This window comes from uncultured Holdemanella sp., from assembly GCF_934772795.1.
GTDB lineage: Bacteria > Bacillota_I > Bacilli_A > Erysipelotrichales > Erysipelotrichaceae > Holdemanella.
Map to the genome: position 1 here is coordinate 21,530 of NZ_CAKVMR010000009.1, position 23,643 is coordinate 45,172.

General features: G+C 33.5%; 22 protein-coding genes. 18 read left to right on the plus strand and 4 right to left on the minus strand.

The genetic code is table 11. The features are described from left to right. Positions 1-24: 24 nt before the first annotated feature. A complete protein-coding gene (locus tag Q0F04_RS03200; RefSeq protein ID WP_295750072.1) occupies positions 25-1,044 on the plus strand; it encodes a sugar kinase in 1,020 nt (339 codons plus the stop codon). A gap of 299 nt (positions 1,045-1,343) precedes the next feature. On the opposite strand, the gene Q0F04_RS03205 is transcribed toward Q0F04_RS03200, so the two are convergent. Continuing rightward, entirely contained in the window at positions 1,344-1,667 is a 324-nt protein-coding gene (locus tag Q0F04_RS03205) for an acylphosphatase (protein WP_295750075.1), read from the minus strand. Between the two features lie 287 nt (positions 1,668-1,954). Between Q0F04_RS03205 and Q0F04_RS03210 the strand changes: the two genes are divergently transcribed. The 8 genes from Q0F04_RS03210 (at position 1,955) to Q0F04_RS03245 (ending at position 11,139) form a co-directional block, all read left to right on the plus strand. Beyond that, on the plus strand, positions 1,955-3,919 hold the full coding sequence (locus Q0F04_RS03210; RefSeq protein WP_295750078.1) for a BglG family transcription antiterminator: 1,965 nt from the start codon (positions 1,955-1,957) through the stop codon (positions 3,917-3,919). Positions 3,920-3,932: 13 nt separating this feature from the next. After that, positions 3,933-4,382, plus strand: coding sequence for a fructose PTS transporter subunit IIA (locus Q0F04_RS03215; protein ID WP_117992444.1), 450 nt, complete (start codon positions 3,933-3,935; stop codon positions 4,380-4,382). A gap of 874 nt (positions 4,383-5,256) precedes the next feature. Next, positions 5,257-5,574 carry a PTS fructose transporter subunit IIB gene (locus Q0F04_RS03220; protein ID WP_117992443.1) on the plus strand — a complete coding sequence of 106 codons (318 nt, stop codon included), beginning with the start codon at positions 5,257-5,259 and terminating at the stop codon, positions 5,572-5,574. Further along, entirely contained in the window at positions 5,561-6,700 is a 1,140-nt protein-coding gene (locus tag Q0F04_RS03225; RefSeq protein WP_295750134.1) for a PTS fructose transporter subunit IIC, read from the plus strand. The genes Q0F04_RS03220 and Q0F04_RS03225 overlap by 14 nt, the downstream gene beginning before the upstream one ends. 34 nt (positions 6,701-6,734) lie before the next feature. Further along, positions 6,735-7,589: a class II fructose-bisphosphate aldolase gene (locus Q0F04_RS03230; protein WP_295750082.1), complete on the plus strand. Its 855-nt coding sequence runs from the start codon at positions 6,735-6,737 to the stop codon at positions 7,587-7,589. 22 nt (positions 7,590-7,611) lie between these two features. Beyond that, positions 7,612-8,481: a ketose-bisphosphate aldolase gene (locus Q0F04_RS03235; RefSeq protein WP_295750085.1), complete on the plus strand. Its 870-nt coding sequence runs from the start codon at positions 7,612-7,614 to the stop codon at positions 8,479-8,481. A 73-nt stretch (positions 8,482-8,554) separates the two neighbouring features. Continuing rightward, entirely contained in the window at positions 8,555-9,445 is an 891-nt protein-coding gene (locus Q0F04_RS03240) for an ROK family protein (protein ID WP_295750088.1), read from the plus strand. Positions 9,446-9,552: 107 nt separating this feature from the next. Continuing rightward, positions 9,553-11,139: an IS1182 family transposase gene (locus Q0F04_RS03245; protein WP_295750091.1), complete on the plus strand. Its 1,587-nt coding sequence runs from the start codon at positions 9,553-9,555 to the stop codon at positions 11,137-11,139. 173 nt (positions 11,140-11,312) lie between these two features. On the opposite strand, the gene Q0F04_RS03250 is transcribed toward Q0F04_RS03245, so the two are convergent. Together Q0F04_RS03250 and Q0F04_RS03255 are read right to left on the minus strand one after the other, a co-directional pair. After that, positions 11,313-12,257 carry a D-2-hydroxyacid dehydrogenase gene (locus Q0F04_RS03250; RefSeq protein WP_295750094.1) on the minus strand — a complete coding sequence of 315 codons (945 nt, stop codon included), beginning with the start codon at positions 12,255-12,257 and terminating at the stop codon, positions 11,313-11,315. Positions 12,258-12,296: 39 nt separating this feature from the next. Next, positions 12,297-12,953, minus strand: coding sequence for a DUF6198 family protein (locus tag Q0F04_RS03255; protein ID WP_295750098.1), 657 nt, complete (start codon positions 12,951-12,953; stop codon positions 12,297-12,299). 101 nt (positions 12,954-13,054) lie between these two features. On the opposite strand from Q0F04_RS03255, the gene Q0F04_RS03260 reads away from it, so the two are divergent. The 9 genes from Q0F04_RS03260 to Q0F04_RS03300 all read left to right on the plus strand — a co-directional run bounded on the left by Q0F04_RS03260 (position 13,055) and on the right by Q0F04_RS03300 (position 23,148). Continuing rightward, the gene (locus tag Q0F04_RS03260) at positions 13,055-13,912 is read left to right on the plus strand and encodes a LysR family transcriptional regulator (protein ID WP_295750102.1); all 858 of its coding nucleotides are present in this window, start codon (positions 13,055-13,057) and stop codon (positions 13,910-13,912) included. Positions 13,913-14,116: 204 nt separating this feature from the next. Beyond that, complete coding sequence (locus tag Q0F04_RS03265; protein WP_295750105.1) at positions 14,117-15,580, plus strand: family 1 glycosylhydrolase; 1,464 nt, start codon at positions 14,117-14,119, stop codon at positions 15,578-15,580. A 9-nt stretch (positions 15,581-15,589) separates the two neighbouring features. Continuing rightward, positions 15,590-16,435, plus strand: coding sequence for a PRD domain-containing protein (locus Q0F04_RS03270; RefSeq protein WP_295750108.1), 846 nt, complete (start codon positions 15,590-15,592; stop codon positions 16,433-16,435). Positions 16,436-16,450: 15 nt separating this feature from the next. After that, positions 16,451-17,842 (plus strand): PTS transporter subunit EIIC, encoded by a 1,392-nt coding sequence (locus Q0F04_RS03275; protein WP_295750111.1) that lies wholly within the window; start codon positions 16,451-16,453, stop codon positions 17,840-17,842. A 64-nt stretch (positions 17,843-17,906) separates the two neighbouring features. Continuing rightward, positions 17,907-18,755 (plus strand): Cof-type HAD-IIB family hydrolase, encoded by an 849-nt coding sequence (locus Q0F04_RS03280; RefSeq protein WP_295750116.1) that lies wholly within the window; start codon positions 17,907-17,909, stop codon positions 18,753-18,755. Positions 18,756-18,774: 19 nt separating this feature from the next. Then, the gene (locus Q0F04_RS03285) at positions 18,775-19,266 is read left to right on the plus strand and encodes a PTS glucose transporter subunit IIA (RefSeq protein ID WP_295750118.1); all 492 of its coding nucleotides are present in this window, start codon (positions 18,775-18,777) and stop codon (positions 19,264-19,266) included. Positions 19,267-19,275: 9 nt separating this feature from the next. Beyond that, a complete protein-coding gene (locus Q0F04_RS03290) occupies positions 19,276-20,739 on the plus strand; it encodes a glycoside hydrolase family 1 protein (protein ID WP_295750121.1) in 1,464 nt (487 codons plus the stop codon). A gap of 10 nt (positions 20,740-20,749) precedes the next feature. Beyond that, positions 20,750-22,228 carry a family 1 glycosylhydrolase gene (locus Q0F04_RS03295; RefSeq protein WP_295750125.1) on the plus strand — a complete coding sequence of 493 codons (1,479 nt, stop codon included), beginning with the start codon at positions 20,750-20,752 and terminating at the stop codon, positions 22,226-22,228. Further along, positions 22,228-23,148: an AEC family transporter gene (locus Q0F04_RS03300; protein ID WP_295750128.1), complete on the plus strand. Its 921-nt coding sequence runs from the start codon at positions 22,228-22,230 to the stop codon at positions 23,146-23,148. Before Q0F04_RS03295 ends, Q0F04_RS03300 begins: the two co-directional genes overlap by 1 nt. Positions 23,149-23,307: 159 nt before the next feature. Here Q0F04_RS03300 and Q0F04_RS03305 read toward each other — a convergent pair. Then, positions 23,308-23,643 (minus strand): PfkB family carbohydrate kinase (locus tag Q0F04_RS03305; protein WP_295750131.1); only part of this gene is annotated, 336 nt, incomplete at its 5' end.

A 23,643-nucleotide genomic window follows, 5' to 3' on the forward strand; every position in this document is an offset into this window, starting at 1 on the left:
AAGCGTTTATGGAGGATATATATTATGAAGGTAGTAACTTTTGGAGAAATCATGCTTCGTTTAAAGACACCAGAAAACTTGCGTATTATGCAAAGCGATGGTTTTGAGGCAAGTTATGGTGGTGCAGAAGCTAATGTTGCAGTGAGTCTAGCCATGTTTGAAGATAAATGTGCTTTTGTATCGAAAGTACCAAACAATCCAGTAGGAATGTCTGCGTTGAGTGAAGTTCGTCATTATGGTGTAAATACGGATTATTTGGTTAGAGGTGGAGACAGATTAGGAATTTACTTCTTTGAAAAAGGAAGCGATATTCGTAGTACAAACGTAGTTTATGATCGTGCGTTTAGTGCTTTCTCATTGTCTCAGCCAAGCGAATATCATTGGGGAAATATCTTAGAGCCAGGAGATGTTTTCTATTTTTCAGGTGTAACACCTGCTGTATCTAAATATGTTGAGGATACTGTAAGAAATGCTTTGAAGTATTGTAAGGAAAATGGTGTTCAAGTTATTTGTGACTTAAACTATCGTGGAAAAATGTGGTCTAAAGAACAAGCTCAGGTTGTGATGAGAGATTTGATGCAGTATGTAGATGTCTGTATTGCCAATGATGAAGATTTTGAAGCAACACTAGGAATTCATGCCTTTGATGGAGATTTATCTACAGGCATTGATCAGATTGATACGTATAAAGAGGGTATGTTAGAAATTACTCGTCAATTCCCGAATGTGAAGAGTGTGACTAGTGTATTGAGAAATATGCATACTGTTGAAGAGGGAGATTGGATGGGAATCTATTATGTAGATGGTAAATTCTACCAAAGTCCAATTCATAGAGTACACAGCTTAGAAGCTGTAGGAGCTGGAGATGCGTATGGCGCTGCATTTGTGCATGGACTAATCAATGGATTTGATCCTCAAAAGACAGTGGATTTTGCAATCAGTGCGAGTGTATTAAAGCTTATGATTCAACATGATTTTAATGTGGTAACTCAAGAAGATGTATTTAAGATCATGAATTCTAAGAATACAAACTTATCTAGATAAAGTTAAAAGATATCAGTTCAAATAAATGAATTGATATCTTTATTTGTTTATGTGATGATATAAAAAAAGGAAAGGTGGAAATAGTATGGACTATGCAATGATAGTATATCCTATGCATTTTGAAAATGGTAAAACAGAGTGGTGTGTTGAATATCCAGATTTAAAAGGATGCGTAGGTGGTGGAGGGAGACACAATTGAAGAAGCAATTGCTGATGCAGAAGCTACTAAAGCTGTATATCTAAGATATTTAGAAGAAAATGAAAAAGAACAATGCTCAAAATCATGAGCATTGTTCAATTTAATATAGAATAATAAAATCATTCTCATAATAATCAAGTGGAATCTCTTTTTCAGTCATGGAATCAATCTGAATACGATTGATATTATGTAGATCTGATATGACTCTATTAATATCTTCTAAGTTTCCCTGTAATTGCGCAGTAACTGTTCCATCATCATTATTCTTGGCATAGCCTGTAATGCCTAATGGTTTGGCATGGCTTTGTACTTCAAAACGAAAACCGATGTTTTGAACATTTCCTTCAAAATGAAACTCTTTACGAATTGTCCCTGGTGGCAATTCTCTTTTTATTTTCTCTTTCTTTTTAAATAAATGAAACATGATGTTTATCCTTTTACATATTATAATGCGTTTTCATAAGAAAATCTAATGGTGCTCATTTCAATCTTGTTGTCGTTTGCTCTATAGTTCAAAAATAAATATACTAATGTAGATGACATATGTTATCGAATAAAGGAAGCCTTACATGAATTGTTAAAAAAGTAACACATTAAATGTGGTAAAAAGTTTTTGATTATCAAGAAAATTACCACATTAAAAAGGCGTGATTTTTTACGTAAGCGTATACAATTTATGTTATTTTTTATGTGTAAGGTGATGAGGTGAGTATGAAAGAAGCAAAAAAACAATACTATAATACAGAAATACTAAATTGTCTTATTGATGGAGATGTCGTATCAACACAGCAAATTGCAGATGCGGTGGGTATGTCAGAAAAATCTATCCGAAATAAAATTTTTGATATTAATGAATATCTTCAAGAGAACGATATGGGTGTCATTCAGAAAAAGCCTCGTGTTGGAATGTGGTTGGAATGTACGGAAGAGCAGAAACAAAAATTACAGTCGATTTTAATGAATCGAAATACGGTAGTTGTCAAAGATGATGATAATGATCGTGTAATGGAGCTTTTAAAAATATTCTTTAAATTAAGACCATGGGAAACAATCACCACACAAAGGCTGACTGAAGAATTGTATTTGAGCGCACCTACTGTGTTGAAGGTTATTCGTGAATGTGAAAAATGGTTAGCTCCATATAAAGTGAAAATCGCTAATGAGAAGAATAGAGGTTATCGCTTAGATTGTAATGAGAATGAATATCGTGTTGCGATGAAGGATTTTATCATGAGTGATTTTGATAATGAAAAGATCAAAACAAATATGGATTATTTCTTCTATAACATGGACACGAAGTTGATTCAAAAATCAATTATTGAAACTGAAAATGAATGGAATTATCGTTTTACCGATGAGTCATTCTATGAAATCTTTATTTATTGTTGTATCGCATATCAGCGTAGAGAGATTGAACCACCAAAGGTGGAAGATCGAGGAGAGATTCAAATCCTACAAAAATACAATGAATATCCTTTCACGGTGGCAATATTTAAGAAGCTACAGGAAAAGCTACATGTATTCTTTTCGAATGAAGAAGTGTTATTTTTAGCCATTCAGATGATGTGCTCAAAATTTATTGGTATTTCAGCCGTAGATGAAACACTTGAACAAGTACAGAAATATGACAATAAATTAATTGAATTCGTAGATATGTCACTGCATGTTGTTGGGAATATTTTGGATGTGGATTTATCGCAGGATGAAAAGCTAAAGGAAAGTTTGATTATACATTTAAGACCAACGATATTTAGAATTCGTCATGGCTTGTCTCAAACAAACTCATTAGTACATTTCATTAAGTCTGAATATAAAACAGTATTTAGAGCTACTATGTCTATAAGTATTATGTTTGAAGAATATTATGGTCTTCAATTAACAGAGGATGAAGTAGGTTACATTGTTCTATATATACAATCTGCACTTGAAAGAATTAAACGTCATTTCAATGTATTATTGATTGCCGATTTCTCAAGAGGACATGCGCAACTGTTGACGGAGCGATTAAAAAAATCAATTCCAGAAATCAAAGAGATTCGTGTTATGAGTACGCATGACTATAAATTGTATGGGGATAAAACAAGTGATGTGATTATCACCCAAAAGGAATTGGATGTGAAGGATTCTCGAATTATTGTGATTCCTAACTTATTAAGTGACAGTGGAATTGTAAGTCTAAGAGAACAAATAGATATCGTACTAAAAAACAGAGATGAAAAAGTAACATCATTCTCTCCAGAATGTTATCCATTATTAGATCCAGATTTAATCTTTGTACATCAAAAGTATGAGGATAAAGAATCACTCTTAAGCTTTATGTCATCAGCGATGGCAAAGCGTGGATATGTTTCAACAAATTTCTTTGAAACAGTAATGGAAAGAGAAAAGGCCACAACAACTTCGATTGGAAACAATATTAGTGTAACGCATGGTGCACAAAGCGAAGTTATTGAACCTAAATTATCAATTGCCGTATTAGATGAACCAATACGCTGGAATGATGATGAAGTTGATCTTGTATTCTTATTAGGATTTAAAATGACAACTCCAGAAGAAATTAAAAGAATCCAGTGTTTCTATAAAGAATATATTTCGATTATAGAAAGAGAAGAAAATTTGAAAAAAATTAAATCAATGAAATCAAACATAGATTTATATAAATTTTTAATTCAATAGGAGGTAGAAGGAAATGGAATTAAAAGATGTATTAGATGAAAGAATTATCGATTTAAACATGGAGGCAAAAAATAAGGATGAAGCAATTCGTCATTTGGCTGCCAAATTAAAAGATGCAAATTATATTGGAGATGTTGATGAATTCGTAAAAGATATTTATCTACGTGAATCAGAAGGTGTTACTGGTATTGGAAACTTTGTTGCGATTCCACATGGAAAAAGTGATTCTGTAACACAGGTAGGAATTGCGATTGGTAAATTAAATAATGAAATCGAGTGGGAAACATTAGATGGCCAAGGTGTAAAACTAATTTTCTTATTTGCCGTAAGCAATGATCATGAATATGCAAGAAATCATATGAAGTTATTGGCACAGATTGCTGGTAAATTAGGAAATGATGAAAACATCGAAAAATTATTAAACGCAAAAACAGTAGAAGAACTAAAAGAAGTATTTAACTAATATGTGTAACTAAGCAGATCTTGATGGTCTGCTTTTTTTTGTTGGAGGAGAAAATAAAAGGGCGCAATAAATTTAGATGGGGTTAGGTGAATTTGCTCTCCAAGATTTTAAGGGGCGGCATATACCCCAAAACGGTTTATAGCTGATATTGGGCTCGGACAACATTTAGTTGTCCGGGTCTTTTTTTCAATTATTTTAATGCTTCCGTCATTCTTGTTGATTTCAAAATCAATACCTTTTTCTAAGATCAACATACATCTGTTTCTGAATCGATCCCAGTTGCGTTAGCCATTGGCTGTTTTCGTAACTAATTTGATGATTCGCATTACGATTCTCCATCAGTGCATTGTTGATTCTTTTCTGTTCTACAGTAATTATTCCTGTGTCTTTTGAAACGATAAAACAGTAATTAAAGGTGCGTTTCAAAACAAAATAATCCGAGTTTCATTCATATAATCCTGAAAGACATTTATATCTGAATGAAGAACATAAATGTACAACAATAATCTTATATTTCTATAATAGCGTATATTTATCCTCTTGGAAATCAACAAATATATAGCTACTGGCACCAAAAAAGTCCCAAAATACTTTGGAGCGATTGTTTAGCCGCCTAGCACTCTGCCCCAAGTAATCTTAAAGCAGAGCTAGACCCTAACTATTCTTATATAGTCATAAAAGTTACCACAATTAAATCCGGTAATTTAATACGGACGTTTGAAAAAGTACCACATTAAAAAGTCTTTCCGTTTTATTTTCCGGAATAAATTACCACAATAAAATGCCCTCTATTAATGTGTAAGAAAGCGCTTTCCATTGTATCATTTAGACAGTTAAAGAGAGGACATAAGTCCTGAAGAAAGGAGATAGTAATATGAAAATTGTTGCCGTTGCTGCTTGTACATCAGGTATTGCGCACACTTATATTGCTAAAGAAAAATTGATCCGTGCCGCTGAAGCATTAGGACACGAGATCCACGTGGAAACACAGGGTACTATTGGAACTGAAGATGAATTAACTCCAGAACAAATCCAAGAAGCGGATGTTGTTATTCTTGCAGTTGATATTCAGATCACTGGTACAGAACGTTTCAAAGACAAGAAGGTTGTTAAAGTTGGAACTAGTTTAGTAACAAAGGCACCTAAACAATTACTTGAAAAAGTAGAAGCAGAATTAAATAAAACAAAATAAGCTTAATAATAAAAAGAAGGAGAGTAAAAAAATGAAAAAAGCTATTGGAGAAATTAAAAAGCATTTGCTGACAGCGATTTCTTACATGTTGCCACTAGTTGTTGCATCAGGTTTGTTAATTGCCGTTGGTAACTTAATGGGAGGAGAAGTTGTAACAGATTTAAGTAAGATGACTGTTCCTAGTGCATTCACTTCACTTGGTGTTCTAGGTATGGGATTATTACCATCATTCATTGGTGGATACATTTCTTATTCTATTGCTGACCGTCCAGGTATTGCCCCAGGTTTCTTAATGGGTCAAATCGCATCATTCTTAGGAGCAGGATTCCTTGGTGGAATGATTGGTGGTTTCGTTGCTGGTTACATTGCATTAGCTGTTCGTAAATATGTAAAAGTTCCTAAATGGGCTGAAGCTTTAATGCCAATGATGATTATCCCTACATTAACAGCTATGATTGGTGGATTATTAATGTACTTCGTATTAGGTGGACCAATCACTGCTATGACTAACGGATTAAATAACTTCGTAACTGGATTAGACCAATCTCAAAAAACATTATACGGATTCATTATCGGATTCATCGGATGTATTGACTTTGGTGGAGCAATCAGTAAAGTTCCTAACTTAATTTGTGATGGTTTATTATTAGATGGAATTACAGAACCAGAAGCAATCAAAGTATTAGCTGCTATGGTACCTCCAATTGGGGTAACTTTTGGATGGTTGTTATCAAAAGCATTGAAGAAGAGAATCTTTACAGCTCAAGAAGAAGATGCAATCAAAGTTGCATTCCCAATGGGATTATGTATGATTTCTGAAGGTGTTATTCCTATCGCAATGAACGACTTACTTCGTACAGTTGCTTCAACTTCAATTGGATGTGGTGTATGTGGAGCAATCAGTTTTACATTCGGTGTTGGATCTAAAGTTCCATCAGGTGGAGTATTCGTAATTCCAGCAATGTCAAATCCATTAATCGCAGTTGTAGCATTGCTAGCAGGAAGTTGTGTAACAGCAATCTTATTAAATGTATTGAAGAAAAAATTAACTGATGAAGAATACGCTGGCGGATCTATTGATGAAGAAGAAGCTGAAGTAGATTTATCAGGAATCTCATTCGAATAAAAAAATTTAAGTTTAAGAAGAAGGATAAAAAAATATGTATGTTTCAATGAAAGGAATGCTTGAAAGAGCAAACCAAGGAAACTACGCAGTGATGGCTATAAATTGTTTTAACATCGAAACGACTCGTGCATGCATCGAAGCTGCACAGTCGCTTCGAGCGCCAATCATTATTAACATTGTGCAAGAACACATGGTCAATCATTGTGATAGTGATTTAATTGCTCCAATTGTAAAGAAATTGGCAAACAGAGCAAGTGTCGAAGTTGCACTTAACTTCGATCATGGTCAAGAGGTACCTTTATTAAAGAAGGCATTGCACGATGGATATTCAAGTGTAATGGTAGATGCTTCTAGATATGATTTGGAAGGCAATATTAAAATGACTCGCGAAATTGTTGAGTTTGCTCAGCAATTTGACGCATCGGTTGAAGGTGAAATTGGATGCATGGGAGCCACTGAAGGAGAAGAATTCACTAGTGATCAGATGAAAACGAATCCTCAGCAAGCATTGCGATTTGCACAAGAAACAGGTATTGATGCATTAGCAGTATCATACGGATCAAGTCATGGAAATTATCCAGAGGGATATGTTCCGAAATTTGATTTTGAAAGATTAAAAGAAATTAAAGAACTTACAAAAATGCCACTTGTATTACACGGTGGATCTGGTTCAGGTGATGAAAACATCTTGAAATCAGTAAAATATGGAATCAACAAAATTAATGTTGGTTGTGACTTTATGAATGCGAATACAGAAGCAATCAAAAAACACTTGGCAGCAGATCCAGACATCAACTTCTGGGTGATGATGCACCAGGTTGAAAAAGAAAGTCAAGAATTAGTTAAACATTATATCCGCTTATCCGGATCAGAAGGAAAATCTTTATAGTTTAAATAGGAGGTAACATATTATGTTAATGAACATGAAAGATTTGCTAACAGTAGCACAAAAGAACCACTTTGCAGTACCTGCATTCAACATTGGATCTGACCAATTGTTAAAAGCAGTTATGAAGACTGTAAAAGAAATGAAATCACCAGTTATTTTGGAAATGAGTCCAGATGAATTCAATTTCGTTGGATATGCACAAATTCAGGCTATGCTTTATGAAGCAGCTCATACAGATGTTCCTGTATGTATTCACTTAGACCACGGTGATTCATACGAAACAGTTGTACGTGCTATTCAAGCAGGTATGACATCAGTAATGATCGATGCATCTAAACTTCCATACGAAGAAAACGTTGCTATTACTAAAAAAGTTGTTGAAACAGCACACATCGCTAATGTTTCAGTAGAATCAGAATTAGGTACAATTGGTACAACAGGTAACTCTATTGAAGGTGGAACTGAAGGTGTTATCTACACAGTTCCAGAAGAAGCAAAACAATTTATTGAAGATACAGGAATCGATACATTCGCATGTGCTATCGGTACAGCTCATGGTATCTATCCAAAAGATATGAAACCAAAATTACGTATTGATATCTTAAAAGACATCACTGACCAAGTTTCAGTACCATTAGTATTACATGGTGGATCATCAAATAAAGATGAAGAAATCGCTGAAGCAGTTAAGAATGGTATTTGCAAAATCAACATTTCAAGTGACATCAAAGTTGCATTCTACGAACAAGCACGTAAAACATTAAATGAAAACCCAGGATATAGAGAACCATTAGAAATCTATCCTGCAGCTATGGAAGCATGTGGAAAAGTATGTGCTGACAAAATTAGATTATTTAACTCTCAAGACAAAGTTAAATGTTATTACGAATAAGAATTAAGTAGCAGATAATTACATATAAAAGGAAACCTTGAGTTTCCTTTTTCTATAGAATGGAGAATATAAAATGAAATATGCAGTCGCAATTGATATTGGTGGAACCAATACTCGAGTCGCATTGATTGATGAAGGATATAAAATTGAGGAAAGAGCTCAATTTTCTACTGATGCTGATAATCCAGATGTTACACTATTTAAAATCAAACAAACTATTGAAAACTTTGACAAAGAAATTGTCGGAGTAGGTATGTCTTGTCCAGGGCCATTGGACTTGATTGAAGGTAAAATCTTAACCACACCAAATTTACATGGAAAGTGGCATGGATTTTGCATCACAAAAGAATTAGAGAATTTGATTCATAAACCTGTTTATTTAGAAAATGACGCAAACTTAGCTGCACTTGCAGAAGCTATAATTGGGGAAGGAAAAGATTATAATATCGTTCAATACCTAACGGTTTCTACAGGACTAGGAGCTGGACTGGTCATCAATAAAAAGGTGTTCCAAGGTGCACATGGATTTGCAAATGAAGTGGCCAACGTTTGTTTATGGAATAATGGACCAAGCCATGGAAGTATTTATCCAGGTGGTGTAGAAGCTATTTGTAGTGGTACGGCTATTGAACAACGTGCTGAAAAAGCAGGAATGATTGTAGCTCATGCTGGTGAAGTAAACGATTTAGCTTTAAAAGGAAACTTAGAGGCGCAAAAGATTATGGATGACGCTAAATTGTATTTGGCAAACTTTATCGCAGGTATTCAAGCATTTATTGATCCAGAAATTGTAATTCTTGGAGGCTCTGTTGCTTTAAAGATACCTGGATTTGTAGAAGAAGTGGAAAGCTTAGTAAAGACGAAGGTTTATCCAGTCGTTGAACCATTGGTAAAAGTAAGAAAATCAACTCTAAACGAAGATAGCGGTTTATTAGGAGCTGCTTGTTTAGCATTTAATAGTTAATAAAACAAAGGGGCTGTAACGGATAAAGAAGTTTCAGCCTAATAAAAAAGGACCGAATATTCGAGATTAAAAATCCGAATATCGGTCTTTTTTGGTATACTATGTTTGTGAACAAATACCTAGTTAATTGTAATGCATATCAACCATCATTTCAATTCCCTTTGTGTTTTTCTTATGATGATGTCGTTGAAAAAGACGATATCTCAAGAACTGTGAAGGAAGTCGTAGAAGAGGTCAACATTTTTAAATATATCGATTTCTCACAGGATAACGCTCATGGATATGATGCAATCCAAATGTTCGAAGCTGTCATTCTTGCATTTGCGATAAATGGTTATGCTTCTCTTCGTGATTTAGAAAAATTATGTAAATATGACATCCGTTTCAAATTCATTATGAATGGTGCAACACCTTCTCATATGGCTTTTGAAAGGTTTATCAAGGACAAGCTTACCATGTCTATAGAAGATATATTTATAGATATCAACAAGTATATTGAAGCTCATGATGTCATAGATACAGAAGTCTTATATATTGATGGAACAAAATTTGAAGCCAATGCCAATAAAATGACTTTTGTATGGATGAAAGCTACAAAGAAATTCAGAGAAAAGCGTTGGATCAAAGTCATGGACAGGCTTTCTGCATTTAATAAATACTGTTCAAAAAACAATTTAAATATTCGTTTTTCAATTGTGCGAGAAATTAATTTCGATTACCTGTTTGAAGTAGTTTCTGTGATAGAACAGCTGATGGCGAAGAATTCAATCCAAGTTGTGCATGGTAAAGGTAAAAAGAAGCATGACCTACAAAGGTATCAGGAAGCATTTAAAGAAGATGCTTTGAAGATGTTTAAATACACCATGTATTCTGATATTGCAGGAGATCGAAACAGCTTTTCAAAGACGGATCCAGATGCAACGTTCATGCACATGAAATATGATTACTACAACCATACAAATGTATTCAAGCCTGGATATAATGTGCAGGTTGGCAGCAGTGAGGGATATATTCGACATGTATATGTGTCAAGTGATGCCAATGATCTTAGAACATATATTCCATTTATGGAAGGCTATCATATGGCTTATGGAAGCTATCCAAATGCCACACCAGCAGATGCAGGATACGGAAGTTTTGACAACTATAAATACGACAAGGAACATGGAATTCAATTGTATATGAAATACAGTGGAATGCGTAAAGAAGCTGAAAAGAAAACGTCTAAGAATCAGTTTACCCGTGCCCAGATGAATCCAAATAAAGAAGATAAGGTCATCTGTCCAGCAGGCTATGAGTTCACATTGGTGGATACTCGAATTGAAAGGCGCGGCATGTATCCACGAGAAATTGAAATGTATCAGAATGAACATTGCGAAGGCTGTCCATTCAGATCTCAGTGTACGAAATCAAAAACAGGACGAACGATACAAAGGTGTCGAGAGCTTGAATCCTATAAAAAAGAAGTCAAAGAAAATCTTTCGACTGAGCAAGGTAAAAAGTATATGACACAACGAAGTATCTGGAGTGAAGGAATCTTCGGACAGATCAAAGAAGACAATCATTATGATAAATTACGTCGTCGCGGCATATCTGGTGTAAAATTGGAAATACTACTCGTATGTATCGGTCATAATCTAAGAAGATATCACACTCGAAAACTAGAGTTTCAAAAAAGCAACAAATTAAATTAAGTCTCTAAGAGTTAAAAAAAGATGAAAATAGACATCTGTTTTTAGTGTGCCCAAAAAAGCAGTAAGGCTAGATGCGTATTTTCATTTTTTATTTAAATTAGAAGCTATAAGGCAAAAAGAAAGGAGCTGAACTCCGTAAGCAATAAAATTCACTTACTCGTTACAGCTCCTTCTTATACCTCTAGATTTACTCTATTTATGATTTCTTTTCCTTCACAATAATTCTTAATGTTTGTAGCACTAATTTGTACAATACGATTTAAAGTTTCATCTAAATGATATCCACCCGTTACATGTGGAGTGATGATTAAATTGTTTGTATTCCATAATTCTGAATCTTTAGGTAATGGTTCAGAATCAGTAACATCAATATAGGCACCTGAGAAAATACCTTCTTTTAATGCTTTTTCTAATATATTAGAATCGATTAAAGTGCCTCTTCCTACATTCACAAAGATGGGTTGTTTCTTAATATGAGTAAGTGCTTTTTCATCTAATAAGTGATACGTGGATTTAGATCCAGGAAGACTCGAAACAATGATATCCGCTTTCTCTAGTTCGTCATACAAAGAATCCATTGTACATAATTTATCTATATATTCTGGTTTATCTTGAATATTTCTTTTAATTCCTGTAATATGAGCGCCCATTGCGTAGGCTCGTTTAGAAAACTCTTTTCCAATATCACCTAAACCTAATACAAGAATGTTGGATCCATAAATAGATTTTACGTTTCCTTCATCCCTCCATTCATGGTTAGATTGATTTTGAATATAGCTAGGAATATGTTTCATTAAAGTTAAAATGCCAGCTAGAATACATTCTGAAATTGCGACTCCATAAGCACCGGATGCATTGGCAAGTAATACATTTTTAGGAAAGTCAGGACTATCAGAATATCCATTTGTGCCTGCACTATTGAGTTGTAGAAATTCTAAATTCGGAATATTTTTAAGTGTTTCAACCGGAATATTTCCAATGATTACATTCGCATCTTTGACTTGATCAAGAGTTGGTTTAATTAAACCTAAATGGACAAATTCACAATTGGAAGATGAACTTTCCAATAGCTTTTTGTGTTCTTCATTTAATGGCATACATGTATATATTTTCTTCATAATCAGTACCTCAAATATATTATAATACAACATTTGAATTTAAACTGTTGTACAGCTTAAACCAAGATAATGATTTAATCTTGTGGTTAAAATCCTATCAAAGAAAGATACAACACTACCTGTTAAAAAAGAGGCGATAATTGTACCTAGTCCAACAGAATTAATATTGTGCAATAAAATTAAGGATATAACGATTGATGCAAGAGTAAATGTTACATCAATGATTACTCTAAGTTTACCAAAGTCCTTTTTTAAACGAAATGCCAATGCACCAATAAAACCTTCATAAGGCATAACAGTAAGATTGGAATGAATCGTTAATGTGATGCCTAGAGCCATGACAATACATGCCAATATAGCTAATAGAATTTGTTCTAAGAAGGAATGTGGTTGTATATGTGTTAAGAATATAGATGTAATTTTAATTAAGTAAGAATATATGAATGTGATAATGAATTGAATGATTTGTGTTTTTCCAAATTTATGCACAATGAGTGCTTCTAGAATTAAGATCAAGCTATTCACGATAAAATTATAGAGTGCATAGCTGCCTGGAAGAAGAAAAGTTAAAGTTAATGCTAAAGAACAAGATGGAGCAACACCTAAAGCAGCATTTAAAAACAGATTGGATCCAATCGCAAGTGTAAAGATTCCAATTAAGTAAATAATGATTTTTCTTCTCATATAATTTGGCATAGTGTTACCTCCAATCAATATATGCATTATATTAAGACATGTACTTGCAAACAATTCGATGTTTGCGTTAAGATATTCCAAAATGGAATAGGGTGATTATGATGGAAATCGAAAGTTTAAAATGTTTTGTGGTATTAAGTGATAAAAAGAAATTTACTGAAGCAGCCTTTGAATGTAATATGTCGCAAAGTACACTTTCAAAGAAAATCAAGAAAATGGAAAATGAATTGGGTGTGCAATTGTTCAATCGTACTATGCATGAAACGGTTTTAACTGTGGAAGGTGAAAAGTTTTACAAATATGCCAAGTCCATATTGATGATGTATGATCGTGCATTAGTTGAATTGCAACCTAATACTATTCGCTTAGGCTGTATGAGTGTTTTGTCTCCATATCACATTCCTAAAATGTTGAGAGATTTTTCTTTATCCCATCAACATCTAGAATTTCATATCAAAGAAAGCAGTGCTAGATATGCCATTGATCATATTGATGACTTTGACTTTATATTAATTCGAACAGACTTATTAGATAAACCATCTGATTATGTCATATTTCCATTAATTGATGATGAACTATGCGTAGTTGTATCAACATTAAATCCATTATCTAAGCAGTCTGAAATTTATTTAAGTGATATAAAAGATGAAGCATTTATCTTCCCAGAAAAAGGATCGGGGGGATATGAAATCTTTTATGAAGCTTGTAAAAAAGCGGGATTTGAACCAAATATTTCCATAGAAATGCCGCATACAAGCACGATGTTTAGCTTTGTAGAAGAAAATGTAGGTATTTCTCTTTCATTTAAAAAGGTATATCAAGAATTTGAGAATCCAAAAATCAAAATGATTCCTTTAAAAGATGATTTGCATTATCCAATTGCTTTAGTGTATAAGAAAGGAAAAATCCTTCATCCTATCAAAAAGGAGTTTATTGAGTATTGTAAAGAATACTTTTAAAATTATTGAAATCGTTTACAAAAAGTGTTGACAACTTTTTGTGTATGCGCTATCATATGGCTGTACAAATAAATAAGACATATATGTTGGTTTGTTACCCAAAGGATTTAGTGGGGCAATACCTTTAGAAAGCGATACTAATAGGTATATTAGTAGGATAGGCTTTTTATAGGTGTTGCCTCTTTTTTGTTGAAAGGAGCTTATATGGCAGAATTTACAAAAGGCTTTTTATGGGGAGGAGCTACAGCGGACTTCCAATATGAAGGCGGCTTTAATGAAGGTGGAAAAGGGTTATCCACTCATGATTTTGAAACAGATGGATCTTTAGAAAAACCAAGAATGATCACATTAGAACTTGCAGATGGAACTAGAGGTGAAGTTCCTACTCGTGAAAGTTTCCCAGATGGAGCAGAAGCAAAGATTTATGATGATCAATATTATCCTAGTCATAAAGCAGTTGACTTCTATCATCACTATAAAGAAGATATTGCTTTAATGGGTGAGATGGGATTCAACGTATTCCGTTTCTCTATTTGTTGGCCTAGAATTTTCCCAACAGGAGATGAATTAGAACCAAATGAAGAAGGATTAAAATTCTATGATGATGTAATCACAGAACTTGAAAAATATAACATTCAACCATTGATTACAATTTGCCACGATGAACTTCCAGATCATTTAGCAAGAAAATACGATGGTTGGTCAAGTCGTCATGTGATTGATTGTTATGTTCGATATGCAACAACAGTGTTAGAACGCTATAAAGGTCGTTGTAAATATTGGTTAACGTTTAATGAAATTAATGCAGTAAATGGATATGCACAAATTGGAACGCACAAGCAAGATGAACAAACAGTTTATCAAGCTAAACACCATATGTTTGTGGCAAGTGCAAAAGTTGTTAAGATTGCACATGAAATTGATCCTGAAAACATGGTTGGTACAATGTATGCATTATCTCAAATGTATCCAAAAACATGTGATCCACAAGACATCATGGCAAGTTATATGAAACGTCGTAACAACTTATGGTTCATTGATATTATGGCTCGTGGTTACTATCCTAACTTTACAGATCAGTTCTTTGAAGAACGTGGTGTAAAACTAGTAAAAGAACCAGGCGATGATGAAATATTACGTGAAGGAACATTAGATATGGTAACATTTAGTTACTATAGATCAATGACAATTTCTAAAGATACAAAATTAACTTGGGCAATGGGCTTACTTGGAGGAGATCCAAACCCATATTTAGAAAGCACAAAATGGGGATGGCCAATTGATCCAATTGGACTTCGTTATACATTAAATGAATTATATGATCGCTACCAAAAACCATTATTCGTGGTTGAAAATGGTTTAGGAGAAATCGATGTCAAAGAAGCAGATGGAACTGTAAATGATGATTATCGAATTAAATATTTGGCTCAACATTTCGAAGAAATGAAAAAGGCTGTTAACATTGATAAAGTGCCAGTTCTTGGTTACACAATGTGGGGAAATACAGATTTAGTTTCACTAAGTACAGGTGAAATGAAAAAACGTTATGGTTTCGTTTATGTAGACCTAGACGACAAGGGAAATGGAACAGGAGAGAGAAGCAAGAAAAAATCATTTGAGTGGATGAAGAAAGTTTGTCACACAAATGGTGGAGATCTTAGCTACTAAGAAGAGGTTATGATAAAGCAATATTATGTAATAAAGAAAGTTTTAAATAACAACGTTGTCATTTCTGAAAATGAAGATAAAAAAGAAATTATCATCATGGGTTCAGGAATTGGATTTGGAAAACATGTACATGATTTAGTCGACTCTAAAAAAATCTATAAAATTTACGAATTACGTAATAATGCTTACAAAAACCGTTTTGAAAGCTTAGTGGAGGAAATTCCATTTGAATGTTTCCAATTAACAGAAAACATTATTGCGTATGCGCAAGAAGAATTACATCAGCAATTCAAAGACGGATTGGTTTTAAGCCTAGCTGATCACATTCATTTTGCGGTTACACAAATAAAAAATCACGAGACAAGAGTTACTTTGTCTTTAGAAGAAATTAAATTATTCTACAAAGATGAATACAAAGTCGCAAAACATGCAGTTCAAATGATTAATGAATTTTATCATATTGAACTAGATATGACAGAAGCGGCAAGTATTGCATTCCATTTTATAAATGGAAATGTAAATCAAAATGAAGAAGATATCAATATTATTCTAAGTGGAACCAAAACCATTTTAGGAATTATTGAAAGTACATTAGGTATTGAATTAAATGAATCAAAACCAGGCTTCTATCGTTTAGTGATTCATCTTAAGTATTTTATTAAGCGAGTCATTATTGAAAAACAAGAATGCAAAGATCAATTTGATGCAGCATTCTTCAATGAGAATGATGAGCGATTTAAGGTTATTAAAAAATGTTTGGATAATATTGAGTCTTATCTCTATGAAACATATTCATACAAGTTAGATTCAGCAGAAAGACTTTATTTAACTATCCACATTACTAGAATTCTATAAGGAGAGAAAAATAAAATGGCAAAAATAGATGCAAAAGCCGTTGCACAAGAGATTGTACAACATGTCGGCGGACCAGAAAACGTAAATTCAGTTGCTCACTGTATGACAAGAGCACGTTTCGTATTAAAAAATGTAAATAAAGCAGATCAAGAAGCTTTAAAAAATATTAAAGGAGTTATAGGAGTTATTTACTCTGGTGGACAATTACAAGTTATCTTAGGAGCAAATTTATTACCTGTATATGAAGAAATTGTTAAACAAAACAACTTCACACAGGGCGCTGTTGTCGATGAAAACTTAGATGATGGACCAAAAGAAAAACAAAGCATTCCACAAATTGTATTAGGATATGTACAAGCAAGTGTTACACCATTAGTTCCAGGTTTAGTCGCTGGTGGTATCTTAAAAGTTATCTTAATGTTGTTGCCATACGCAATGCCTAGCTTTGCAGGATCAACAACAAGTATGGTATTAGGCTGGATTGCCAACGCTCCATTCTACTTCATGCCTATATTCGTAGCTTATGGTGCTGCTAAAAAATTAGGTGGAACTGAAATTTATGCAATGTTAGTTACTGCTGCTTTACTTACTACAGAATGGGTAACTGCAGTCGGAGAAGGAACTGCTATCACATTATTTGGTATTCCATGTCGTGCTATTACTTATAATGGACAATTACTTCCTGCCTTGTTAATCCCAATCGCTGCTTACTATATTGAAAAGGGATTGAATAAAGTGATTCCAGGAATCTTAAAATCATTATTAGTAGGTTCATTAACAATCCTTGTTACTGGTGCATTAGCATTTACAGTATTAGGTCCTGCTGGACGTTTCCTAGGTGATGCAATCAGTTATGTATTCTTGTTCTTAGGTGATCATGTTCCATTTATTGCAGTTGCTGCTTTAGCTGCATGTCTTCCATGGATGATCATGGCTGGAATGCACACTGCATTATCTCCATTCATGATTCAAAATATGGATACTATTGGTTATGATGCTGTAATTCGTCCTGCATTCGTATTACACAACGTTGCAGAAGGTGGAGCTTGTTTAGGTGTAGCTTTACGTACTAAAGATAAAGAATTTAGATCAGAATGTTTATCATTGGCAGTTGGTGCCATTGTTGCTGGAGTTACTGAACCAGCTATCTATGGATGTAACTTAAAATATAAAAAACCAATGTATGGAGTAATGGGTGGTGCTGCTATCGGTGGTATTGTTGCTTCATTATTAGGAGCTAGAGCATTTGTATTTGGATATTCAAACATATTAGCTGTTGCTCCAATGTTCTTATCAACTGCTTGGGCAATGTTTATCGGTGTTGCTGTGGCAATCGTTGCAGCTGCTATTATCACTTATGTTTTAGGAATTGATGAAGGTCCTATTAAAGCAGCAAAAAGAAAATAATTAAAAGTTTTCTCCCAGCTGCTTAACCAGCTGGGTTTTTTGTAGATGGATGAAGGGAGAAGTTATGATTAAACTCATTGCGAGCGATTTAGATGGAACTCTATTAGATGAGCCAAATCGAATTTCAAAAATCAACTTAGATGCAATTGAATATGCATATCAAAAAGGAGCTAAATTTTGTTTTTCAACAGGTAGAGATTTACAAAGCGTAAAAGATATTACTTGTTTATTAAAACATAAACCAGTGTTATTGCTTGGTAATGGTTCTGAAGTTTATGATGAAGATGAAAATCTAGTGTTTCAAAATTTCTTTAATAATAAGTATCTTGAAGAAGTATGTGAAATCATGAATGAACATGATGTTCCACACATGATTTTCACTACTGATGGGTTCTATACAACAACAGATCCAGTAGAGGTACGACAAAGGTTTATTGAAAGAATAGGGAAAATAAGAAATCAAGAAATGGCACATATTTTCGCAACAAATATGGATAAGCCTTGTAATAATTTAGTTCAAATTGAAGATATAAAAGAATTTGCGAAAACAAAGAAAATTTTAAAAGTTGAAGGATTCCATTATAACTCAAAGCCCGTGGAAGATGTAAAGAAAGTCTTAGAAAAATTTACAGAACTGTCCCATCTATCTACAGGAAAAAACAATGTAGAAGTTACGAATTTGACAGCCACAAAAGGACTTGCTTTAAAACGATATTGCGAGTATGCCAATATTAAAGAAGATGAAGTTATGGTTATGGGTGATTCACACAACGATTTAAGTATGTTTGAATTTTTTAAATATAGTTTTGCACCAGAAAACAGCATTCAAGAAATTAAAGATCATGCATACAAAGTAGTAAAAAGCTGTGATGAACATGGAGTAAGTCAGGCTATATATGAATTTATAAAGTAAACATAAGGAGGAATATATTATGTTATCAATTTTTAAAAGAAAAGAAAAAGAAGTGAATACTGTAGTGTGTTCAGATGATGAATTTGTTGCAGTTGCTAATGGTACATTAGTACCTTTAGAAAGTGTGAGTGATCCTGCTTTCGCATCAAAAATGATGGGGGATGGCATCGCAATTGAATTAAGCGAAGGTACAATATGTGCACCATGCAACGGAACTTTAGATGTAGCATATCCAACAGGACATGCATTTGGAATTACACGTAATGACGGAGTAGGAATGATCATTCACATTGGAGTAAATACAGTAGAAAGTAATGGTAAAGGTTTTGAAGTGTTGGCTAACCAAGGACAAATTGTAAAAGCGGGAGATCCACTTGTTAAAGTTGATTTGAAAACATTAAGTAAAAAATATGATATGGTCACAATGTTGATTGTTACAGATCCAAATGAAAAAGAAATTTCATTTATTGATTGTCAAGAAGTAAAGAAAGGTCAAGTTATTAGTAAATAGGTGAAGAGTATGAGTTTTCCAAAAGATTTTTTATGGGGCGGAGCTGTTGCCGCAAACCAATTAGAAGGTGCATATTTAGAGGCTGGTAAACAATTAAATGTTACAGATGTGATGGTAGGTATTATTGGAAATCCAGATTTGAAATATGATGAACAAACAAATAAATGGGTTCCAGATTTTAAAGAAGATAAAGTATATTTGTCTCATGATGGAATTGATTTCTACCATCGTTACAAAGAAGATTTGGCCTATATGGCTCAAATGGGATTTAAAGCCTTTAGAACAAGTATTTCATGGGGACGTATCTTTCCAAATGGAGATGAATTAGAACCAAATGAAGCAGGATTACAATTCTATGATGATTTATTTGATGAAATGATCCGTTTGGGAATGGAACCAGTTATTACTCTTTCTCACTATGAAACACCATTACATTTATTAACTGAATACGGTGGATGGTTAAATGAAAAATTGATTGAATACTGGATGAATTATGTAAAAGTTGTATTCAATCGTTATAAGGGAAAAGTTAAATATTGGATGACATTTAATGAAATCAATAACATATTTAGAATGCCATTTGCAGCAGGTGGTGTGTTGAAAACAACTCCAAATGCAAAAGGAATTCCTAATGCGGATTTAACAGATGCTGAATTGTATCAAGCGGCACATTATATTTTTGTTGCAAACGCAAAGACAGTAGAATTGTGTCATGAAATTGATCCACAGGCAAAAATTGGATGTATGTTATCGTTATCAAGTATGGCTACTTATCCATATAGTTGTAATCCGGATGATGTATTTGGTGCTTTACAATTCCAACGCAAACAAAAATTATTCTTAGATGTAATGTGTAAAGGATATTATCCAGGCTATGTAAAACGTATTTGGAATGAACAAAACTGTACACCAGTTATGAAAGATGAAGATTTAGAAGTAATTAAAAACAATACAGTTGATTATATTGCGTTTAGTTATTATCGTAGTGCTGTATATAAATCAGATGGTTCTATTACTGTAGATACAGGTGGAGCTGCTGGTGTTGAAAATCCATATTTGGAAGGAACATCACCAGAACCATGGCGCTGGCCTATTGATCCAAAAGGTATTCGTTATGTATGTAATATTTTAACAGATGAATATAATTTGCCATTATTCATTGTAGAAAATGGTATTGGATTAGATGAAAATTTGGATTCTGAAGGTAAAATTCATGATGATTTTAGAAAAAAATATGTAAAAGATCACCTTGTTCAAATTGAAGAAGCCATTAAAGATGGTTGTGATGTAATGGGATACTTGTATTGGGGACCTATTGATGTTGTAAGTGCTGGTACAGGTGAAATGCGTAAACGTTATGGATTTGTTTATGTAGATCGTTTCAATGATGGTACAGGAACATTAGAAAGAAGTAAAAAAGATTCTTTTGAATGGTTCAAAAAAGTAATTGAAACAAATGGTGAAGAGTTGTAGGAGGACGAACATGAAGTTTCCTGAAGGCTTTTTATGGGGAGGCGCTACAGCTGCCAACCAATATGAAGGTGGTTGGAATGAAGGCGGAAAAGGCTGGAGTGTTTCCGATTGTGCTAAAGCACATTTTGATACAAGTGTAACTAATTATGCCGCACATAATGAAATTACGAGTGAAGAAATTCAGTATGCGATGGAACATCCTGAAGACATGGTGAATTATCCAAAACGTCATGGAAGTGATTTTTATCACCACTATAAAGAAGATATTGCTTTAATGGCAGAAATGGGATTTAAAGTATTCCGTATGAGTATTGCGTGGTCTAGAATTTATCCAAATGGAGATGATTTAGAGCCAAATGAAGAAGGATTACAATTTTACGACAATGTATTCGATGAATGTAAAAAATATGGCATAGAACCATTGGTGACTATGTCTCATTATGAACCACCATTAAATTTAGTGTTGAAATATAATTGTTGGTATAACCGAAAAACAATTGATTTCTTCTGTAAGTTTGTAGAAACAATCTGTACGCGATATAAAGATAAAGTGAAATATTGGCTTACTTTTAATGAAGTAGACAGTATGATTCGCCATCCATATACAACAGGTGGTTTGATTCGTGATCGATTTAAGGATAAGAATTTTGAAGAAGTTATTTTCCAATCTATGCACCATCAATTTGTAGCAAGTGCCTTGGCCACAAAAATTTGTCATGAAATTATTCCAGGTTCTCAAGTTGGATGTATGCTTACAAAACTAACATATTATCCATATTCTTGTCGCCCTGAAGATGTATTGGAAATGCAACAAAAGATGCGCTCTATTTATTGCTATAGTGATACACAAGTGTTTGGAGAGTATCCAGCATATTTATTAGCGCGTTTTAAAAATCATGGTCTTCATATTGTGATGGAAGATAATGATCTTGAAGTCATGAAAAAATATCCTGTTGATTTTATTTCATTCTCTTATTACATGTCTAGCTGTGTCGCAAAAAATACAGAAGGACTTGATACAACAGAAGGAAATACTGTAACCGCAATTAAGAATCCTTACTTGCCTTCAAGTGAATGGGGTTGGCAAATTGATCCGATTGGATTACGAATCTCGTTAGTTGATTTATATGATCGCTATAGAAAACCATTATTCATTGTTGAAAATGGCCTAGGGGCTAAAGAAGAATTAATTCCAGATGGAAAGGGTTCTTATACAGTAAATGATGATTATCATATAGAGTATTATAAAGCGCATTTTAAAGCTATGTATGATGCGATTCATGAAGATGGGGTCGAATTATTAGGATATACATCATGGGCATGTATAGATTTAGTGAGTGAAAGCACAAAACAAATGTCTAAGCGATACGGATTTGTATATGTTGATGCTGATGATTATGGAAATGGTACTTATAATCGATATAGGAAAAAGTCTTTCTATTGGTATAAACATGTTATTGAAACAAATGGAGAATGTTTGTCTGAATAATGTCATTATTATTAACGAAACAAATCGCAGAATTGTTTATTATGATTTTACTAGGATTTATCCTAGTAAAATCAAGTTTATTAACCAAGCAAGACAGTAAAGTTTTATCGACAGTCGCATTATATATTATCAATCCTTGTGTTATTATCAATGCGTTTCAAGTCCAGTATTCTCAAGATGTGAAAAACGGGATTATACTCTCTTTCCTTGCAGCAATTATTGTTCATATTATCTATATTGTTGGAGCAAGAATGCTTGGAAAAGTATATACATTAAATGGTGTTGAAAAAGCTACCATAATATATACAAATGCAGGAAACTTGATTATTCCTTTAGTGCAAGCTTTGTTAGGAAAAGAATGGGTTGTATATACAACAGGATATATTCTTGTTTCAACTATATTTATTTGGACACATGGTAGAATGTTGATATGTGAAGAAACAGGATTTAATGTTAAGGAACTATTGAAAAATGTAAATGTCGTTGCATCTATAATAGGTATATTAATGTTTGCACTTAAAATACAACTACCATCTTTAATTACAGAAACTATGGATTCAATGAGTGCAACTATTGCGCCAATTTCTATGATTGTTGCGGGTATGTTGATTGCAGGTATGGATGTCAAAGACTGTTTAAAGAACAAGCGCCTCTATATTATTACATTTTTAAAGATGATTGTATTTCCATTACTTGCAGTTTGCTTGCTAAAATTTTCAAGTTTATCATCTATGGCGAAAAATGGAGATATGATTTTACTAATTAGTTTATTAGCTTCAGTTGCACCAACCGCAGCTTCAGTAACACAAATTGCACAAATATATGATGCAGATTCAGAATATGCAAGTGCCTATTACTTTATTACAACTCTATTATGTATATTAACAATGCCATTTTTTGTGTGGATCTATCAATATTAAACAAATAAAAGGACCGATATTCAGTGGGAGTGGAATATCGATCCTTTTTATATATAGTAACAGATGACTACGATTAAGATATTTTAAGTAAGTATATTGTTGTTGTGAATAGGAGAAATAAATACATGATAGTAATCTGTTGCTACCTAAATTATTGGTTTATCTTTGGACGCGGCCTGAACCGTCTCCACCAGCTAATTTCAACACTTCATCCATGCTTACCATGTTGAAATCACCTTCAATTGAATGTTTTAAACAACTTGCAGCTACCGCAAATTCGATTGTTGACTGAGCATCATAGCCTTCCAAACATGCTGCAATCAATCCAGCTCCAAAGCTGTCTCCACCACCGACTCTGTCCACGATCTGCATCTTATATTTCTTTGAGAAATAGTAATCTTTTCCATCAAACAACATTGCTGACCAGTTGTTGATGTTGGCATTGATAGACTCTCTTAATGTAATAGCTACTTTTTCAAATCCAAAGCGACGTGT

What these genes read in the sequence shown, in the direction of transcription:
- Q0F04_RS03200 (WP_295750072.1), top strand. Translation starts at nt 25, where the DNA reads ATGAAGGTAGTAACTTTTGGAGAAATCATGCTTCGTTTAAAGACACCA.
- Q0F04_RS03205 (WP_295750075.1), bottom strand. Translation starts at nt 1,667, where the DNA reads ATGTTTCATTTATTTAAAAAGAAAGAGAAAATAAAAAGAGAATTGCCA.
- Q0F04_RS03210 (WP_295750078.1), top strand. Translation starts at nt 1,955, where the DNA reads ATGAAAGAAGCAAAAAAACAATACTATAATACAGAAATACTAAATTGT.
- Q0F04_RS03215 (WP_117992444.1), top strand. Translation starts at nt 3,933, where the DNA reads ATGGAATTAAAAGATGTATTAGATGAAAGAATTATCGATTTAAACATG.
- Q0F04_RS03220 (WP_117992443.1), top strand. Translation starts at nt 5,257, where the DNA reads ATGAAAATTGTTGCCGTTGCTGCTTGTACATCAGGTATTGCGCACACT.
- Q0F04_RS03230 (WP_295750082.1), top strand. Translation starts at nt 6,735, where the DNA reads ATGTATGTTTCAATGAAAGGAATGCTTGAAAGAGCAAACCAAGGAAAC.
- Q0F04_RS03235 (WP_295750085.1), top strand. Translation starts at nt 7,612, where the DNA reads ATGTTAATGAACATGAAAGATTTGCTAACAGTAGCACAAAAGAACCAC.
- Q0F04_RS03240 (WP_295750088.1), top strand. Translation starts at nt 8,555, where the DNA reads ATGAAATATGCAGTCGCAATTGATATTGGTGGAACCAATACTCGAGTC.
- Q0F04_RS03250 (WP_295750094.1), bottom strand. Translation starts at nt 12,257, where the DNA reads ATGAAGAAAATATATACATGTATGCCATTAAATGAAGAACACAAAAAG.
- Q0F04_RS03255 (WP_295750098.1), bottom strand. Translation starts at nt 12,953, where the DNA reads ATGCCAAATTATATGAGAAGAAAAATCATTATTTACTTAATTGGAATC.
- Q0F04_RS03260 (WP_295750102.1), top strand. Translation starts at nt 13,055, where the DNA reads ATGGAAATCGAAAGTTTAAAATGTTTTGTGGTATTAAGTGATAAAAAG.
- Q0F04_RS03265 (WP_295750105.1), top strand. Translation starts at nt 14,117, where the DNA reads ATGGCAGAATTTACAAAAGGCTTTTTATGGGGAGGAGCTACAGCGGAC.
- Q0F04_RS03270 (WP_295750108.1), top strand. Translation starts at nt 15,590, where the DNA reads ATGATAAAGCAATATTATGTAATAAAGAAAGTTTTAAATAACAACGTT.
- Q0F04_RS03275 (WP_295750111.1), top strand. Translation starts at nt 16,451, where the DNA reads ATGGCAAAAATAGATGCAAAAGCCGTTGCACAAGAGATTGTACAACAT.
- Q0F04_RS03280 (WP_295750116.1), top strand. Translation starts at nt 17,907, where the DNA reads ATGATTAAACTCATTGCGAGCGATTTAGATGGAACTCTATTAGATGAG.
- Q0F04_RS03285 (WP_295750118.1), top strand. Translation starts at nt 18,775, where the DNA reads ATGTTATCAATTTTTAAAAGAAAAGAAAAAGAAGTGAATACTGTAGTG.
- Q0F04_RS03290 (WP_295750121.1), top strand. Translation starts at nt 19,276, where the DNA reads ATGAGTTTTCCAAAAGATTTTTTATGGGGCGGAGCTGTTGCCGCAAAC.
- Q0F04_RS03295 (WP_295750125.1), top strand. Translation starts at nt 20,750, where the DNA reads ATGAAGTTTCCTGAAGGCTTTTTATGGGGAGGCGCTACAGCTGCCAAC.
- Q0F04_RS03300 (WP_295750128.1), top strand. Translation starts at nt 22,228, where the DNA reads ATGTCATTATTATTAACGAAACAAATCGCAGAATTGTTTATTATGATT.